The 16,468-nt window shown below is 76.0% G+C and carries 13 protein-coding genes; 2 read left to right on the top strand and 11 right to left on the bottom strand.

Translation table 11 applies throughout. The features are described 5' to 3' along the window. Nucleotides 1-4: 4 nt before the first annotated feature. From GA0070558_RS03135 to GA0070558_RS03120, 4 genes are all read right to left on the bottom strand, one after another. Nucleotides 5-742 carry a zinc ribbon domain-containing protein gene (locus GA0070558_RS03135; RefSeq protein WP_091275401.1) on the bottom strand — a complete coding sequence of 246 codons (738 nt, stop codon included), beginning with the start codon at nucleotides 740-742 and terminating at the stop codon, nucleotides 5-7. Next, a complete protein-coding gene (locus GA0070558_RS03130) occupies nucleotides 732-1,697 on the bottom strand; it encodes a Nif3-like dinuclear metal center hexameric protein (protein WP_091275397.1) in 966 nt (321 codons plus the stop codon). Before GA0070558_RS03130 ends, GA0070558_RS03135 begins: the two co-directional genes overlap by 11 nt. A 108-nt stretch (nucleotides 1,698-1,805) precedes the next feature. Beyond that, complete coding sequence (locus tag GA0070558_RS03125) at nucleotides 1,806-2,408, bottom strand: flavoprotein (RefSeq protein WP_077938912.1); 603 nt, start codon at nucleotides 2,406-2,408, stop codon at nucleotides 1,806-1,808. Further along, a complete protein-coding gene (locus tag GA0070558_RS03120; protein ID WP_077938911.1) occupies nucleotides 2,405-3,634 on the bottom strand; it encodes a helix-turn-helix domain-containing protein in 1,230 nt (409 codons plus the stop codon). Before GA0070558_RS03120 ends, GA0070558_RS03125 begins: the two co-directional genes overlap by 4 nt. Before the next feature lie 248 nt (nucleotides 3,635-3,882). Between GA0070558_RS03120 and GA0070558_RS03115 the strand changes: the two genes are divergently transcribed. Continuing rightward, nucleotides 3,883-4,554: a bifunctional DNA primase/polymerase gene (locus tag GA0070558_RS03115; protein ID WP_043967016.1), complete on the top strand. Its 672-nt coding sequence runs from the start codon at nucleotides 3,883-3,885 to the stop codon at nucleotides 4,552-4,554. A 450-nt stretch (nucleotides 4,555-5,004) separates the two neighbouring features. On the opposite strand, the gene GA0070558_RS03110 is transcribed toward GA0070558_RS03115, so the two are convergent. The 5 genes from GA0070558_RS03110 to GA0070558_RS03090 are packed head-to-tail and all read right to left on the bottom strand — an operon-like array spanning nucleotide 5,005 to nucleotide 11,312. Next, nucleotides 5,005-5,736 (bottom strand): FAD:protein FMN transferase, encoded by a 732-nt coding sequence (locus GA0070558_RS03110; RefSeq protein WP_091275634.1) that lies wholly within the window; start codon nucleotides 5,734-5,736, stop codon nucleotides 5,005-5,007. Between the two features lie 49 nt (nucleotides 5,737-5,785). Next, nucleotides 5,786-6,346: an FMN-binding protein gene (locus GA0070558_RS34815; RefSeq protein ID WP_091275393.1), complete on the bottom strand. Its 561-nt coding sequence runs from the start codon at nucleotides 6,344-6,346 to the stop codon at nucleotides 5,786-5,788. A gap of 24 nt (nucleotides 6,347-6,370) precedes the next feature. Continuing rightward, nucleotides 6,371-7,789 carry a ferredoxin reductase family protein gene (locus tag GA0070558_RS03100; RefSeq protein ID WP_091275389.1) on the bottom strand — a complete coding sequence of 473 codons (1,419 nt, stop codon included), beginning with the start codon at nucleotides 7,787-7,789 and terminating at the stop codon, nucleotides 6,371-6,373. Next, complete coding sequence (locus GA0070558_RS34810; RefSeq protein ID WP_091275384.1) at nucleotides 7,786-9,165, bottom strand: DUF1501 domain-containing protein; 1,380 nt, start codon at nucleotides 9,163-9,165, stop codon at nucleotides 7,786-7,788. Before GA0070558_RS34810 ends, GA0070558_RS03100 begins: the two co-directional genes overlap by 4 nt. A gap of 32 nt (nucleotides 9,166-9,197) precedes the next feature. Beyond that, entirely contained in the window at nucleotides 9,198-11,312 is a 2,115-nt protein-coding gene (locus GA0070558_RS03090) for a DUF1800 domain-containing protein (RefSeq protein ID WP_091275379.1), read from the bottom strand. A gap of 445 nt (nucleotides 11,313-11,757) precedes the next feature. Between GA0070558_RS03090 and GA0070558_RS03085 the strand changes: the two genes are divergently transcribed. Further along, a complete protein-coding gene (locus GA0070558_RS03085) occupies nucleotides 11,758-12,015 on the top strand; it encodes a DUF3040 domain-containing protein (protein WP_043967006.1) in 258 nt (85 codons plus the stop codon). On the opposite strand, the gene GA0070558_RS03080 is transcribed toward GA0070558_RS03085, so the two are convergent. Both GA0070558_RS03080 and GA0070558_RS03075 read right to left on the bottom strand, forming a co-directional pair. After that, nucleotides 11,984-13,066, bottom strand: coding sequence for an SWIM zinc finger family protein (locus GA0070558_RS03080; RefSeq protein WP_091275376.1), 1,083 nt, complete (start codon nucleotides 13,064-13,066; stop codon nucleotides 11,984-11,986). The two genes, GA0070558_RS03085 and GA0070558_RS03080, sit on opposite strands and share 32 nt — an antisense overlap. Continuing rightward, complete coding sequence (locus GA0070558_RS03075) at nucleotides 13,063-16,389, bottom strand: DEAD/DEAH box helicase (RefSeq protein ID WP_091275374.1); 3,327 nt, start codon at nucleotides 16,387-16,389, stop codon at nucleotides 13,063-13,065. Before GA0070558_RS03075 ends, GA0070558_RS03080 begins: the two co-directional genes overlap by 4 nt. Between the last annotated feature and the right edge of the window lie 79 nt (nucleotides 16,390-16,468).

The raw sequence follows: 16,468 nt of genomic DNA, 5'->3' as shown, positions 1-16,468 counted from the left end.
GGAGTTACAGCCCCGACTCGTTGGTGCGGACCATGATGCGGCGACACTCCTCGCAGCGCACCACGTCGTCCGGCGCGGCCTTGCGGATGCGGGCCATGTCCGCGCCGTAGAGCTCCAGCCGGCAGCCGCCGCAGCGCCCGCCGGTGAGCAGTGCCGCGCCGAGCCCGGTGTCGGCGCGGATCTTGTCGTAGAGGGTGACCAGCTCCGCCGGGAGGTCACCGGCGAGGGGCTGGCGGGACTGCCGCTTGAACTCCTCCTCCTTGGCGATCTCGGCGAGGGCGTCGTCGCGACGCCGCTCGGCCGCCGCCCGCCGCTCGCGCGCGTCGGCGGCCCGCCGCTCGATCCCGTCGAGTACGCCCTGGGCGGTCTCCCGCTGCTCCATCAGCTCCAGCTCGGCGTCCTCCAGGTCGCTCTGCCGGCGGTTGAGCGAGACCAGCTCGTGCTGCAGCGCCTCCAGCTCCCGGGCCGGGCCGCTGCCGGCGGCCAGCCGCGCCTCGTCCTTGCTCTTGCGGGCCCGGACCTGCTCGACGTCCTTCTCGATGCGGGCGATGTCGCGGTCCAAGTCGTCGACGGCGACCTGGGCGCGGACCCGCTCGTCCTCCAGCGCGGACAGCTCCCGGGCGAGGGTCTCCAGCTCGGCCAGCTCGGGCAGGGTGCGGCGGCGGTGGGCGAGCTGGGCGAGGGTGGTGTCGATCGCCTGGAGGTCGAGCAGGCGGCGCTGGACCTTCGGGTCAGCCTTCACGTCGGGGCTCCTTGTCGTCCGCGGCGGGGGCGGGGTCGGCGGGGTCGGCGGCGGGTCCCGGGGCGGTGCCGCCGGGCACGGTGCGGGTGGCTGCCGGGGTGGCAGCCGTGGGGGCGGCGGCGTGCACCGTCCACGGGTCGGTGTCCAGGTCGGACACGATGGTCTCGACGCCCAGCTCGGCCCGCAGGGCGGCGGCCAGGTCGTCGAGCCAGGGCCGCTCGGTCGCCCAGTGGGCGGCGTCCAGCAGGGCGGGGCCGCCGGCGGCGAGGTGCTCGCCGGCGGGGTGGTGGCGCAGGTCGGAGGTCAGGTAGGCGTCGACGCCGGCCGCGGTCGCCGCGCCGAGGAACGCGTCGCCCGAGCCGCCGCTGACCGCGAGGGTACGAACCATACGCCCGGGATCGCCGGCGGCGCGAACGCCCCAGGCGGTGGCGGGCAGCACGGTGGCGGCGTGCCGGGTCAGCTCGGCGAGGGTCATGGGCCGGGGCAGCTCGCCGATGCGGCCGATGCCCCGCCCCGCGCCCGCGGCCGGCGAGCCGGGGGCCGGCGGGTGCAGCGGGCGCAGGCCGGTCAGCCCGAAGCGGGCCGCGAGGGCGTCGGAGACGCCCGGGTCGGCCACGTCGGCGTTGGTGTGCGCCACGTACAGCGCCACGTCGGCCTTGATCAGGTCGTGGACGATGCGCCCCTTGAACGTCGTCGGGGCGACGGAGGAGACCCCGCGCAGCAGCAGCGGATGGTGGGCGACGATCATGTCGGCACCGGCGGCGAGGGCCTCGGCGACCGTCTCGGGGACCACGTCGACGACGCAGGACACCCGCCGCACCCGGGCGGTGGGCTCGCCGAGCACCAGCCCCACCCGGTCCCAGTCCTCGGCCCAGGTCGTCGGGTAGCGGCGCGCGAGCGCCGCCACCACGTCGGCCACGGTCGTCGGCTGCGGCGGTGTCGCGGTTGTGCTCACGGCGGGCCAGCTTACCGGCGTCGGCCGCGCGTCACGGCCTCGGCGGTGGACAGGGGCCCCTCGGCTCACGGAATCCGCTGACAAGGGGCCCCTGCTTCCCGGCTGGGCTCAGGCGGCCGGGCTCACCGGGCAGCGCAGGCCGCGTACGGCCGCCAGGACGGCGGCCCAGGGGAACGTGTGCAGGTGGTGCTCGCCGGTGCCGGGCGGGTGCAACGGGAGGACGTGGTCGCCGAAGAGGACGTCGACCCCCCACTCGGCCAGTCGGGCCAGGCTGGCCCGGAAGGCCGGGTGCCCGGCCATCGCGACGTTGGTGAACGGCACCGCCACGATCGGCACCCCCTTGCCCTGCCCCTCGACCAGCAGGCCGAGGGCGAGGGTGTCCGTGATCCCGGCGGCCCACTTGTTGACCGTGTTGGACGTCGCCGGGCAGACGACCATCGCGTCGGCCGGGGGCAGCACGTCCGGGTCGCCCGGGAACTTGTAGCGGCTGCGGACCGGATGACCGGTCTGTCGGGCCAGCGCCGGCCGGTCGACGAACTTCGCGCCGTCCGGCGTGGTGACCACGCACACGTCCCAGCCGTCCTGCTGGGCCAGGTCCACGAGCCGGCCGACGTGGCTGGCCAGCGGCGACCCGCAGGCGATGACGTAGAGCACCTCGCGGCGCTCGCTGCTGCGGTGCGGGTCGGTGATCCCGACCCCCGCCGCGCTCATACTCCCACTCCCATGTGCTCAGCCAACTCCGCGATCAGCGAAGGCGGCGCACCCCTTGTGCGACGCAGGACGTCCGACATCACCTCGTGGGCGATGGGGCGGCAGCGGATCTCCGAGGGGGCGAGCCGGTCGCCGCGCAGCAGCATCTCCCCGGCGTTGGCCACGTCGCCGATCTGGGCGAAGCCCCGGGCCAGGTCGAGCAGGTGGTGGGCGCGGCGCTCGGGCAGCAGGGTGTTGAACATCGGCTCGGCGATGCGCTGGCGGTGGACCTCCACCGCCCGCCCCCCGTCGCCCAACTCGACGGCGGCGGCGGCCCGGTGCAGCTCCACGTTGGTCGGGCCGAACGACGTCCAGTAGTGGTTCTGGTCGCTGCCGAGCTGCAGGGCCGCCTCGTGGGCGCCGTTGACCAGGTCGTCGACGGTCGCGGTGTCGCCGAGCCGGGCGGCGGCCATCGCGCCCTGCAGCAGCAGCAGCCCGTAGACGGAGAGCCGCCCCGGGTCGCTGTCGTTGTCGCCGCCGGGGGCGAGCCGGTTGGCGATGGTGAGGTTGAGCTCCAGCGCGGGGCGGGGCCGGCCCATCGCGACCATCGCGTTGCACACCCGGGTGGTGGCGATGCCGGCCAGCAGCGGGTCGTCGGCCCGCTGGGCGACGGCCATCGACCGGTCGGCGGCCAGCCAGGCCAGGTCGCACTCGCCGAGCTTGCGCAGCACCGAGGAGGCGATCTGGTAGACCTGGCCGAGCAGGTGGGCCGCCTCCCGGGAGTGGTCGCCGTCGTGGCCGGCGTCGGCGGCCTGGGCGTCGCGCAGCAGCTTCGGCAGCGCCCGGGTCAGCATCCCGTAGCGGCCGTACTGGTAGGTGAGCCAGGCGTGGTTGACCGCCTTGCGCATGTCCATCAGGGGCGGCGGGAACGGGGCCGCGTCGAAGTAGGCGCTCATCGAGTCGTACCGCTCCAGGGCCGCCCGGATCTCCTGGACCTCGACCTGGTCGATGCAGTTGAGCGCGTCGGCGCGGCGTTCCGGGTCCTTGCCCAGCAGCAGCTGCACGTCGACTTCGAGGATGTAGGCGATCTCGTAGAGGACGGAGAACTTGTCGAGCCGGCGCACCCCGCGCTCGACCTTGTCCACCCAGCTCTTGGACTTGCCGAGCCGGTCGGCGAAGACCTGTTGGGACAGCTTGCGCCGCCCGCGCCAGTAGGCCACCCGCCGGCCAATGGGTAACTCGTCCATCTCCCCATCCCTCCCCTGCCGGGGCCCGACCGGCCACCGGCGACCGCCTGCGCGGGTGGCGCGGCAGTCCGTTCGTTCTCAGGTTTTCGCTAGTCGCACAGCCTGTACGTCGGCCGTACGGGTGACCCTCATAGCTTTCGTGCAAGTTGCACCAACCGTTCCGTCAGGTCAACGACGGCGGCCTGCGGCAGTGACGGCGCTCAACATGTGACCTGACATCTAGCGTCAGGCGGAGGGAGTACGAACGGATGTGGGGGAACGTCGGCCCACGGGTCGCACAACTGTCGCCGCTGGAACGGGTCCGGCTGCGGAGGGTCGCCGTCCGCTACGCCGCGCACGGCTGGGAGGTGACGCCCGGCGCCTGCCTCGCCCGCAGTCGCTTCGTGTGCGGCCGGGCCGGCTGCCCCACCGTCGGCTGCCACCCCGCCCTCCAGGAGTGGGAGCGGGCCGCCACCGCCGACCCGGCCCGGGTGGCGACCTGGTGGCGCAGCCGCCCGCACGGCGTGCTGCTGCCCACCGGGCGGGCCTTCGACGTCCTCGAGGTGCCGGCCCACCTCGGGCGGCACGTGCTCGACTCCATCGGGACGCACCCGGCCGGCGCCGGGGTCCGGGGGCCGGTGGTGGTCACCCCGACCGGGCGCTGGATGTTCCTGGTCCGCCCGGGCGACCCGCTCCGCCCCGAGTTGGAGCACTGCTTCCACGTGGTCCGGCACGGCCCCGGCTCGTGGATCGCCGCCCCGCCGACCCGGCTGCCGGAGGGCCCGGTCCGCTGGGCGGTCGCCCCGGAGCAGGCGCGCTGGCAGCTTCCGGACTCCTACCTCATGCAGAACGTGCTGGTCGACGCCCTGCGGGCCACCGGCGTGTCGCTCCCGGCCGAGCTGCTCCCCGGTCACCTGCCGCTGCCCCGGCGCGGCTGGTGAGGGCCACCGTCGGCAGGCGGCCGGTGAGCCGCCCCGTCGGCAGGCGGCCGGTGAGGGCCACTGTCGGGGAGCGGACCCCGGGCGGGCAGCGTCCCGACCGCCACGGGCGTCGTTGACCCGGACGAGGGCGCGACAGCGCCCCGATCGGGGGTCTGATGTCCAGGGATGACGCGACGCGCCGACCCGACGGGGCGGAGCCGCCGCCGCACCACCGCCGGCCCCGGCGCTGGCCGCCCACCCGTCCGCCGGGCTCGCGCCCGGGCCGCCCCCGCCCGCTGGGCTCCCACCCGGCCGGCACCCGCCGCCCCACCGCCTGACCCCGCCCCCGGTGCCGGCGCCCGCGCCCGCGCCCGCGCCCGCGCCCGCGATCTTGCACTTTGGGCCCCGACAAGGCGGGAGAAAAGCCACGTGTCGGGGGCCGCAACTGCAAGATCGCGGGGGCATGGGCGGTCAGGGGGCCGTGGGGAGGGCGGGGAGGTGGGCAGAGTGCAGGAGGCGGGCGTCGTCGGTGACGATCGCGTGCTCGTGGCCCGCCAGGCGATCCAGCCAGCCGATGCCGGCCACGCCCATGGCCACCGCCGCCGTGGCGTACGCGTCGGCGACACCGAGGTCCGACCCGACCACGGTGACCGAGCGCAGCCCGGTCGCCGGGGCACCCCGGCGCGGGTCGAGCACGTGGTGGCCGCGCTCGTACACCCCGGAGGTGGCGATCGCCAGGTCGGTGCCGGTGAGCACCAGGCACGTCGAGGTCTCGTCCCACGGGTGCCGCACGCCGATCCGCCACGGCCGGCCGCCCGCCGACAGTCCCCGCACCCGCACGTCCCCGCCCGCGTTCACGCAGTGGTTCGGCGCGCCGGCCGCGAGCAGCCGGTCGGAGGCGACCTGCGCCGCCCAGCCCTTCACGTAGCCGGACGGGTCCAGCGCCCCCGTCGCGTACGCGTCGAAGAAGCCGTCGGTGTCGCCCCACAGGTCGGCGCAGCGCGCCAGCACGGCCCGCAGATCCGGCGACGCCTCCGACAGCAGCACCTCGCCCCGGTCGAAGCGGCGCAGCTCGCTGTCGGCCCGGAAGGTGCTGAACCGGGCGTCGACCTCCCGCAGCCACACGAACGTCTCCTCGGCCAGCTCGTGCAGCCGTCCCCCGGGCAGGTCGTCGGCGAGGTCGAGGCTGATCGCCGTACCCATGATCTGCTCGACCCGGCGCAGGCCCGGCCGGGTCGGTGCCGCCGCCATCTCAGCGGGCCCGGTCGATGGCGGCCTGGAGCGACCGCCGGTAGGACTCGCTGGTGGCGGTCGCCCCGGAGACGGTGTCCAGGTCGGCGCTCTGCCGCTGCACGACCTGCCCCGAGGTGCCGCTGTAGCGGCCGTCGACCTGGTCGCTGCGCCGGTCGGACTGCGCCGTCTCCTGCGGCAGCTCCAGGGCCACGGCGTCGACGATCCGGGTGCCCGAGAGGACGATCTGCACCTGCACGTTGCCGTACTCGTTCTCGACGACCGGCCCGGTGACCCGGCGGGTCGTCGCGCGCGGCGCGGCGGTGGTGGCACGCGGGGCCGAGGTGGGCCGGGCCGTGGTGGCGCGGGCCGTCGGGGTGCGGGTGGCGGCCGGGGTGGTGGCGCTGGCGCGGGGCTTCGCGCCGAGGGTGGCGCGGTCGGCCGACGGGGTGGCCCCGCCCGACGGGGAGGCGGCGGCCGGCGGGCCCTGGGCGGCCTGGACGGCCCCCGGGGAGCCCTTGAGCACCACCAGGGCGGTGGTGCCGGCGGCGAGGCCGGTGATCGCGAGGAGCGCACGACGCATGGGCAGGGACCTCTCGGCGAAGGACTACAGCTCGAAGGTGGCGAGGCGGATCTGGCGGCGGGGCACGCCGGCCGCCCGCAGCGCGCGGACCGACTGCTCGACCAGGCCGGGCGGCCCGCACAGGTAGACGTCGCGGCGGGCCACGTCGGGCACCAGCTTGCGCAGCCCCGGCGCGCTGAGCACCTGCCGGGGGCCGGGGTCGTCGCGGGAGCCGACGACGTACCAGACGTCGGTGCCGCGTTCCTGGGCGAGCCAGTCCAGCTCCCGGTGCAGCAGCACGTCGTCGGGGGTGCGGGCCCGGTAGATCAGCGCCGCGCCCGGCGGCAGCTCCTCCAGCATCGCCCGCAGCGGGGCGATGCCGCTGCCACCGGCGATCAGCAGGGCCCGCTCCCGGCGACGGTGGGCGGCGGTGAACGTGCCCGCCGGGCCCTGCGCCCAGACCCGGGTGCCCTGCTCGACCTCGCGCAGGTCGGCGGTGTGCCCGCCGACCACCTTGACGGTCAGCCGCAGCCAGCGGCCGTTCGCGGCGGCGGAGACGGAGAACGGGTGCGACTGCCACCAGCAGCCCGGGGCGAGGAACCGCCAGCGCAGGAACTGCCCGCCGAGCAGGTCGAGCCGGTGCAGCCGCCGGCCCGTCAGGTAGATCGACACGGTGTCGCGGCTCTCCGCCACGACGTCGGCCACCCGCAGCCGGTGGCGCAGGTTGAACCGCAGCGGGGCGACCACCCGCCCCCAGAGCAGGGCGGCGACCACCAGCGCGTACGCGGCGATCCAGCCGGTGCGCACCGGCCCCGGCGGAAAGAGCTGCGCGCCGTTGCTGAACTGGTGGCCGAACCCGAGCGCGACGGCGAGGTAGCTGGCCAGGTGCAGGTGATACCACAGCTCGTAGGGCAGCGCCCGGCGCAGCGCGCGGACCCCGGTGAGGCCGAGCAGCACCAGGATGCCGGCCGCGGCGAACGCGCCCACCATGTCCTCGTAGTCGGCCAGCAGCTCGCCGGCCTGGCCGAGCACCGACCGGCCGCCCTCGGCGGCGTAGCCGACCACGATCAGCGACAGGTGGGCCAGCACCGCGACCAGCAGGGTCGCGCCGACGTCCCGGTGCCAGCGGGAGACCCGTTCCGCGCCGGCCGACCGCTCGAACGCGCCGAGGCGGCTCATCATCAGCACCTGCACCAGCAGCAGGTAGCCGGCGACGAGGCCGGTGATGCGGCCGGCGGCGGTCAGCGCGGCGGCGCTGCCGTCCAGGGAACCGGCGGGGGTGTCCAGCCACCACGGCAGCACGGCGGCGACCAGGCCCGCCCAGAACAGGCCCACCAGCGCCCGCCGGCCGCCGGGCCCGCGCCGGGGCACCGCCGCTGGGGGTACGGGCGCAGCCGACCGGCCGCCGTGCGGGGCGGGGTTGCCCGTACGGCGGCCGGCGGTGTGGGTGTGCGGGTGGGTCACGCGTACAGCTTCATGGGGGTGAACTTCTGCCGGGGGAAGATCTTGTCGACCTCGGCGGTGGTGAGCCCGAACCGGCCCTGCGCCACGGAGCCGTACACGTCGAACATGTTGTTGTACTCGGGCACGTCGCCGGAGTCGAGGTCGCTCAGGCCGTTCCACGCGCCCAGCAGCGAGCCGGCGAGCTTACGGCCGGACAGGACGGTGACCACCCCGCCGTGGCCGTGGTCGGTGCCGCCGCCGTTGGAGGCGACCCGGCGGCCGAACTCGCTGGACACCATGACGGTGACGTCGGCGGCGGCGTCGCCCAGGTCGGTGAAGAACGCGGCCAGCGCGGCGGCCAGCTCGCCGAGGCGGCGGTGCAGCTGCCCGCCGGGGCGGGTGCCCTGGTTCTCGTGGGTGTCGTAGCCGCCCATCCCGACGGTGGCGACGCGGACGTTCGCCCCGCCCTTGATGAGCTGGGCGAGCTGCCCGAACGCGTAGCCGACGCCCTCGTACTTGACGCCCTCGGCCGGCTGGTACGGCTTCGCCGCGAGCTTCTGGGCGGTGGCCAGCGCGCCGAGGCCGTCCTGCACCGCCTCCTGGACGGGGTGGTTGATCCCGGTGAACAGGCCCCGAATCGCCTTCTCGGTGGCCGCCCGGTATTTCTCGTCGCCATTGAGCCGCAGCGAGCCGACGCTGTTGATGGCCAGCGCGCCGTTGGTGCCGACCAGCGACCGGGGCAGGGTGCTGCCGATGCCGACGCTGCGGAACGCCGTGCCCTTGCCGAGGTTGTCGACGAGGCTGTCCAGCCAGCCCCGGCCGCCCGTCTCGCTGGGCAGCCCGCCGAGGTTGCAGGCGTCGGCGGCCTGGAAGTGGCTGCGGGACAGCCGCTCGTCGGAGACCGCCGGGACGAAGCCGAGCTGCCCGGCCTTGAGCCACTTCTCCAGCGGGGCGAACGCGCTGGTCAGCTTGAAGCCGCGGCCCAGGGCCAGGGAGTCGTCGCCGAGCAGCAGGTCGGGGCGGGCCTTGGCGAGCACCGGGTCGTCGGCCGGGGCGACCAGGCTCAGCCCGTCCAGCCCGCCATAGAGGAAGACGTGGATCAGGGTGCCGGTCTTCGTCGCCGCGAACGAGGCGGAGGTGGTGACGAACTGGGCGGTGGCCAGGGCGGTCGCGGTGGCGGCGGCCCCGGCGACGAAGGTGCGCCGGGTGACGCCCCGGCCGTCCTGCTGGGCCTCCTCCAGCGCCTCCAGCCGGCGGTAGCGGTCGGCCTCGGCGGCGTTCTCGGCGGCGACGATGTCGGCCTCGGCCCGCAGCAGCGCCTCGGCCGGGTCGTCGGCCAGGCGGCGCAGGTCGGGGCATTCGGGGTGCAGGGGGAACGGGTGCACGGTCTTCTCCATCGGGTGCCTCGTCGGCTTCTCCATCGGGTGCCTCACCGCAGGTGGTGCTGGGGGGACGCGAGGATCGCCCGCGCGACGGCGGCGACGGCACCGTCGAACGTGGCGTCGACCCGGGTGCCCGCCGGGACGCCGGCGACATCGAGGATCAGCTCCCGCTCGCGGGCGCTGAGCTTCTGGTGCACCAGGCGCTGGGCCAGCGCGTCCACGTACGCCCCGGCGGTGGCGGGCGGCTTCGCGACCAGCTTCTCCGGCGGGGTGTAGGTGAACTGGGTGCGCCGGCCGCCGACCAGCTCGCCGGCCTCGTTCCAGCCGTTGACCATCGTGCCGGCGGAGGTCCAGGCGACGTAGACGTCGGGGTAGCCGTCCGGGGTGGGCTGGCCCATCGGATACTGGCCCAGCTCGCGCATCTTGTCCTGGACCTGCCGCAGCCCCTGGGCGAACGCGGTGCGCCGGCTGTCGCGCTGCTCGAACGCGGGCGACGCCTGCGGGGAGACGCCGAGGGTGCGGTACGTGGCGACGAGGTACTCCATCGGGCGGCGCACCTTCTGGCCGACGGACGCCCAGAACTCCGAGGAGCTGAACAACGTCATCAGCATCGGCTTGATCATGCCCTTGTTCGCCGCGTACGTCTTGGCGAGCCGGTCCACGAGGGACTTCGGCGGGGTGTCCGAGACGAACCGGGTGGCGAGGCTCTGTGCCACGTACTTCGCGGTCGACGGGTGCAGCGCGATGTACGCGATGTACGCGTCGATGGCCGCGTCGGCCTTCTTCGGGTCGTCGGAGTTGTTGGCGTGGGTGAAGCCGAGGATCTTCACCTTGCCCAGGTAGTGCCGCTCGGGGCGGAACACGTACTGCCCGTCGTTGACGCCCCGGCCGGTCTGCAGCAGGGCGGCCTGCCGCACGTCCTTCTCGGTGTAGCCGCCGTCGACGCCGACGGAGTACAGCTCCAGGTTCTCCCGGGCCAGGTTCTCGTTGACCGCGTCGGCGCGGGAGTCGTTCTGGTTGAGGTAGAGCAGCAGCGCGGGGTGCTTGTTCGCGGCGACCAGCATCTCCGGGTAACTGCTCAGCGCGTGCTTGCGCACCACGTCGGTGTCGAAGGACGCCCGGTAGACCTCGCCGCCGTCGAAGTCGGCGGCGACGTGCAGGAAGTCGTTCCAGAAGTCGACCATCACCTCGAAGAGCTGGCGCTCCGACCAGATCTGCCGGGCGATGGTGGCGTCGACCAGCTCCCGTTCCGGCTGCGCGCCGCGCTCGTTGAGCGCGTCGCGCTGGTCGCGCAGCTGCTGCGGGCTGAGCTTGAGGGTGGGCAGCTCGGACAGCTTCAGCTCGGCCGCGCTGGGGGCGATCTTCTCGGGCTCGAGCTGCTGGCGGACCCACGCGTCGATGCCCATCCGCTTGATGTCGGCCAGCAGCTTCGGCGTGGCGCCGAAGGTGGCCCGGCTGGCCAGGTGCCGCACCGGGTCCTTGGCGAGCACCGTCTTGACCGTCACCTCGGTCGCCTCGGCGGCGGCGGCCGGGCCGGAGAAGGTGCGGCCACCGGTGGGCGTGTTCCGCTTCAGCGCCGCGCCGGCCCGGGAGCCCATGTAGCTCTCGTTCTGCTCCGTGTAGGTGCGCACGGTGCTGGGCTGCTGGCCGCCGGGGCGCACGGAGCTGCCGTCGGTGACGGTGGTGCCGGTGGCGTCGCCGATCGGGGCGTCGCCACCGAGGTCGAGCAGGCCGCGTACCTGCGGGGTCATGGCCAGGGCCGCGCCGCCGGCCACCACGGCGGCGGTGCCGCCGATCGCGGCGAGGGCGCGGCGGCGGCCCACCCGGCGGCCGGGGTCGCCGTCGTCGTCCAGGTTGGGCAGTCCGGGCCCGCCGGGGCCGGTGGGCCCGCCGAGGCCGTCGGGGCCCACCCAGCGCGGGCCGCGCCGGGCCGGGTCGTGGCCGGGGCCGACGACCGTCGGGTACGCGGACTGCGGGCGGCCCGGCTGCGGCCCGGCGGGGTACGGGGCCTGGTGGTACGGGAGTTGGCCCGGCTGGTGGCCGGTGGGTCCGTAGGCGGTGGATGGTCCGTGCTCGCGGTAGGCGTCCGGGCTGGGGTCCTGTCGCCCGTCCCAGGCGCGGTCGTCCCGCGGTCGGCGCGGTGGCACGTTCTGGTCGGCCATGTACCAATCCGTTTTCGTCTGGCGCCGGCGGGGCCCAGCCCGGGGGTGGGGCGGGTGCGGCGACTGTTGCCTGGAGGAGTTGCCAGGGAAGTTAACGACGGGTGGAGGCCGCTTCAAGGCGCTGCGGGCGGGCCGGGGAGGGCACTTAAGACGGCGCTCAACGCCGATGCCGGATGATCCGGTTCGGGCCCTGCCGGCGACGGTGTCCCGAGCAGGGCGGACGCGCACCCCGCAGGCCCGGGCTGCGACATTTCGCCCCGGCCGGCCACCGGCCGCGCCGTTGCTTGCCACAGGGAAACTTAAGGCGGGGATAACCGGGCTCTCAGGTGCCGCGCGGACCGGCGGCGGACCCGCCCATCGAAAGTAGCAGCAGCAGGAGCGCGTGAGCCGCCACCGCAGCGGGTATGCCGCCGAACCGCTGAACGCGTGAGGGGAAGGCACCGCCATGCTCAGCAAAGAGGATCAGCGCAGGTTCGAACAGATCACCCGTCAGCTCCGGGAGAGCGACCCGGAGTTCTTCGCCCGCCTGGACCATCGGGCCCGGGCCCGTCGCGGCCGGTACCTGATGCTGTTGACCGTCGTGCTGTGGGCCTCGCTGCCGGCGGCGACCGTCCTGGCCGGCCGACCGGCCGGGGCGATCTTCGCGGCGGTGCTGCTGGCCAACGCCGCCGTCATGTGGCGGTTCCGCCGCCGCTGGTGGTAGCCGCGCCGTCGCCGTCGGCCTCCGCGCCGTCGCCGTCGGCCTCCGGGCGGTCGGCCTCCGGGCGGTCGGCCTCCGGGCGGAACCGGCCGAACTCCCGGTACGCCCGGCCCAGCCGTTCCGTCAGGCCGGGGCCGCCGAGCGCGGCCGCCGGGGCGCCGAGCTGCCGCAGCAGCAGGTCCGGCCCGGTCGCCAGGCTCGGCGGCCGGTCCGGCAGCGGCACCGGCGGGACCCAGAACCGGTCCAGCGCGTCGGCGAGCGGCGCGGCGGGCAGCGGGGCGAGCGCCCGCGCGGCACCGACGGCCGGCACGGCCCGGCCGTCGTCGTCCGCCGCGGCGACCGCTTTCCGGCCGTCGCCTGTGGACGGTGTGCCCGGGTCGCCCGGCGTGGCTGCCGCGTCCCGGCCGTCCCCGGTGGACCCCGGCGCGACGGTGCCGCCGTCGTCGCCTCCCCGGTCGGTGGTCGCGGCGCGCAGGGCCCGCAGCCGGTCCAGCAGGTCGGCGCGGCGGCGGCCCCGCCAGTGCAGCAGCTCGAACGGGTCCGCGTCGAACGCCTCCGCGAGCAGGTAGAACGTCGCGGCCAGGTGCTTGCACGGCACCGCGTGGTCGGGGCAGGAGCAGTGCTGGTCCAGCTCGCCGACGCCGGCCGGGAACAGCGGCACGCCGGTGGCCGCGAACAGCTCCTCCAACTCGGCCGGCAGGTCGCCGGCGAGCAGCCGGGCGCTGAAGAACGCCTGCGCCGCCAGCGCCGCCTCCACCTGTTCCCACCGCGCCGCCGGGAACGGCTCCACCGCGATCCGCACCTGGTAGGGCCGGGGGCGGGAGCCCTGCACGCGCGCGGTCACCACGCCGGGGGCGACGTCGAGGTCGAGCACCTGCCCCGCCCGCGCGTACGACCGGCCACGGGTGAGCCGGGTGCCCAGCGCGAACGACTCCAGCACCTCCAGGAAGCGGCGGGACCACCAGGACCGGCCGATCGCGCCCCGGGTGCTGCGGGCGCGCAGCCCGCCCTCGACCCGGCGGGGCCTGCCGTAGTCGGCGAACGGGCCGGTCACTCGACCACCGCCCCCGCCTCCAGGGCGAACAGCTCGCGCAGCCGCTCGGTGGACAGCTCGGTGACCCACTGCTCGCCGGTGCCCACCACGGACGCGGCGAGGCTCCGCTTCTCCGCGATCATCGCGGCGACCTTCTCCTCCACCGTGCCGGCGCAGACGAACTTGCGGACCTGCACCCGCCGCCGCTGGCCGATGCGGAACGCCCGGTCGGTGGCCTGGTCCTCCACCGCCGGGTTCCACCACCGGTCGACGTGCACGACGTGGTTGGCGGCGGTGAGGGTGAGCCCGGTGCCGCCGGCCTTGAGGGAGAGCACGAACAGCGGCGGTCCCGCGTCGGACTGGAACCGGGTCACCATCGCGTCCCGGTCGGCCTTGCCGACCCCGCCGTGCAGGAAGAGCACCTCGCGGCCGAACCGGGCCGACAGGTGGCCGCGCAGCATCCCGCCGAACTCGGCGTACTGGGTGAACAGCAGGGCCTTCTCCCCCGCCGCGAGCACCTCGTCGAGGATCTCCTCCAGCCGGGCCAGCTTGCCGGAACGGTTGGGCAGGGCGGAGCCGTCGTGCAGGAGCTGGGCGGGATGGTTGCAGACCTGCTTGAGCCGGGTCATCGCCGCCAGCACCAGGCCGTGCCGCTCGATGCCGTCGGTGGACTCGATGCGGGCCAGCATGTCGTCCACGACCGCCCGGTAGAGCGCCGCCTGCTCGGCGGTGAGGTTGCACAGCACCTCCATCTCCAGCTTCTCGGGCAGGTCGGAGATGATCGAGGAGTCGGTCTTGAGCCGGCGCAGCACGAACGGTCCGGTCATCCGGCGCAGCCGCTCGGCGGCGTCGGCGTCGCCGTGCCGCTCGATCGGTTCGGCGTACGCCTTCTTGAAGCTGGCGGCCGGGCCGAGCAGGCCCGGGTTGGCGAACTGCATGATGGACCACAGGTCGGCGAGCCGGTTCTCCACCGGCGTGCCGGTGACCGCGATCCGGTGCCGGGCCGGCAGCGCCCGCACGGCCTCCGCCTGCCGGGTGGAGGCGTTCTTGATCGCCTGGGCCTCGTCGACGACGACCCGGTGCCAGTCGATCCCCGCGAGGTCGACGGCGTCGCGGGCGGCCACCGAGTAGGTGGTGAGGACCAGGTCCGCCGCGTGCACGGCCGCGACGAAGTCGTCGCCCCGCGCCCGCTCGGCACCGTGATGCACGTGTACGCGCAGCTTCGGGGCGAACCGGGCGGCCTCCCGCTGCCAGTTGCCGACCAGCGACATCGGACAGACCAGCAGGGTCGGGCCGGCGTCGGGCGGGTCCCCGGCGAACAGGGCGAGCAGCTGCACCGTCTTGCCCAGCCCCATGTCGTCGGCGAGCACCCCGCCGAGGCCCAGCGACTGGAGGAACGCCAGCCAGGCCAGCCCGCGCCGCTGGTACGGCCGCAGCGTCCCGGCGAAGGCCGGCGGCGGGTCCAGCGGGACGAGCCGGCGCTCGGCCTGCCCGGCGAGCAGGTCGCCCAGCGCTCCGTCGGCGACGACCTCCAGCACCGGCAGCGCGTCGGCGGAGTCGGCCTCGGCCAGCCCGAGCCGCAGCAGGTCGGCCACCGTCAGCTCGCCCGCCGAACGCAGCAGCCGCAGGCCGGCGGCCAGCCGCCCCGGGTCCAGCTCGACCCAGCGCCCGCGCAGCCGCACCAGCGGGGTCTTCAGCTCCGCCAGCGCGGCCAGCTCCTCGGCGGAGATCGGCTCGTCACCGAGGGACACCTCCCACCGGTAGTCGACCAGGGCGTCCAGGCCGAACCCGCCGTCGGCGGCGACCGTGCCGGGGGCGGTACGGCTGCGCGCCTGCAACCGTGCGCCCAGCCGCGCCGACGGCCGTCGCCACCAGCCGGGGAGCAGCACCCCGAACCCGGCGGCGTGCAGCACCGGCGCGCCCTCGCGCAGGAACCGGTGCGCGCCCTCGACGTCCAGCTCCAGTGCCTCCGGCGTCGCCGTACGCAGGGCGGTGTCCAGCTCCGGCCAGAGCCGGCTGGCCCGGCCCAGCTCCGCAAGCAGGGTCTCCTGGGGCGAGTCGAGCCGGCCGGCGAGCCCGGACGGGGCGTGCGGGGACCGCCAGATGTGCCCGGCGTCCACGACGAGGCCCGGCTCGTCGGCGGCCTGGAGCCCGAACTCCACCCGCCAGCGGCCGGCGTCGGCGGATCCGGTCTCCGCGCCGCTGCCCGGCCCACCGGAGTCGGCGGTGGCGTCGGCGGTGGCGGTCGCAGCGGTGGCGTCGGTGTCGGTGGCGGCGGTCGGGTCGAGCGCGGCGGCCAGGGCGTCGGCGATCGGGTCGACGGCCGGCTCCACCAGGCGGAAGCTGGCCCGGACCGCGCCGCCGGCCGCGTCCCGCTGCCAGTCGTCCAGCTCGGCGGCGAGCGCGTCGAGGGCGACCCGCTCGGCGGTGAACCCGCCGTCCGGCGCGGTGAGCGCCGCCAGCCAGGCCGGCACCGCGCCGCTTCGGCGGCCACCCTGGGTGAGCGCGGTCCGGGTCAGCGCCGCCCGCGCGGCGGCGTCGGTGAGCGCGTCGAGGGCGTCGGCGACCAGTTCACCGGCCGGCACGTCGGCGGCAGCGGCCCGCCCGGCCGGGGGCAGGGCCAGGGCGAGCGAGCGGGCCCAGGCGGCGTCGGCGCCGGTGAGCAGGGGCCGCCACACCGCCCGCGCCCCGGCCTCGTGGGCGCGACCCGGGCCGGCGGCGCGCGGCGCGGCGGAGGCACCGGCGAGTGGGCGGAAGGCGGTCGGTCGGGGCTCGGATGATCCGGCCACGCCGGGCAGGACCCGGCCCCGGCGGACCAGGTCGACGGCGAACCCGGCCAGCTCCGCGAGGTGCCGCAGCGTCGCGCCGGGCACCCCGGCCCGGTCACCGGCAGCGCGCAGCAGCGCGAGCGCGTCCGCCGGGGCGTACCGGAGGGCGGGAGCGCGCCAGCCGGCGAGGGTGACCGTCCCCCGGGCCGGTTCGGTAACGGCCGGGCGGACCAGTTCCGGGGAGTCGGCCGGCGAGCCGGCCCGGGTGGGCAGGCGCAGCAGCACCGACCCGGGCTCGGCGGCGGTCGGGGCCTGCGGTCCCGTGCTCTGTGGCGGTGCGCTCGGCGACCCCGAGCGCTGCGGCCCGGCGCTCGCCGGGCGGGCGGAGGGGGCGACGGTCTGCGGCACGGCGCCCGCCAGGGCGGCGGCGAGGGCCGCGTGGTCGGCGGCGAACGGGTGGGGGCGCTCCCGGGGGGCCCGGCCCGGCCGGCGGGGCGCCTGCGGGGGCAGGGCGCTGTCCTCCGCCCAGATGACGAGCCCCGCGCCGGGCAGCCACGCCCCGTGGACGACCAGCACCGCTCCCCCTCCGCCGACGACCCCCGAGGATAGCCGGGCCCGGCGGGGCCACCGGGGCACCGGGCCGGGCCGCTACGGT

The organism is Micromonospora haikouensis, assembly GCF_900091595.1.
GTDB lineage: Bacteria > Actinomycetota > Actinomycetes > Mycobacteriales > Micromonosporaceae > Micromonospora > Micromonospora haikouensis.
This window is presented reverse-complemented; position numbering and strand designations above follow the sequence as displayed.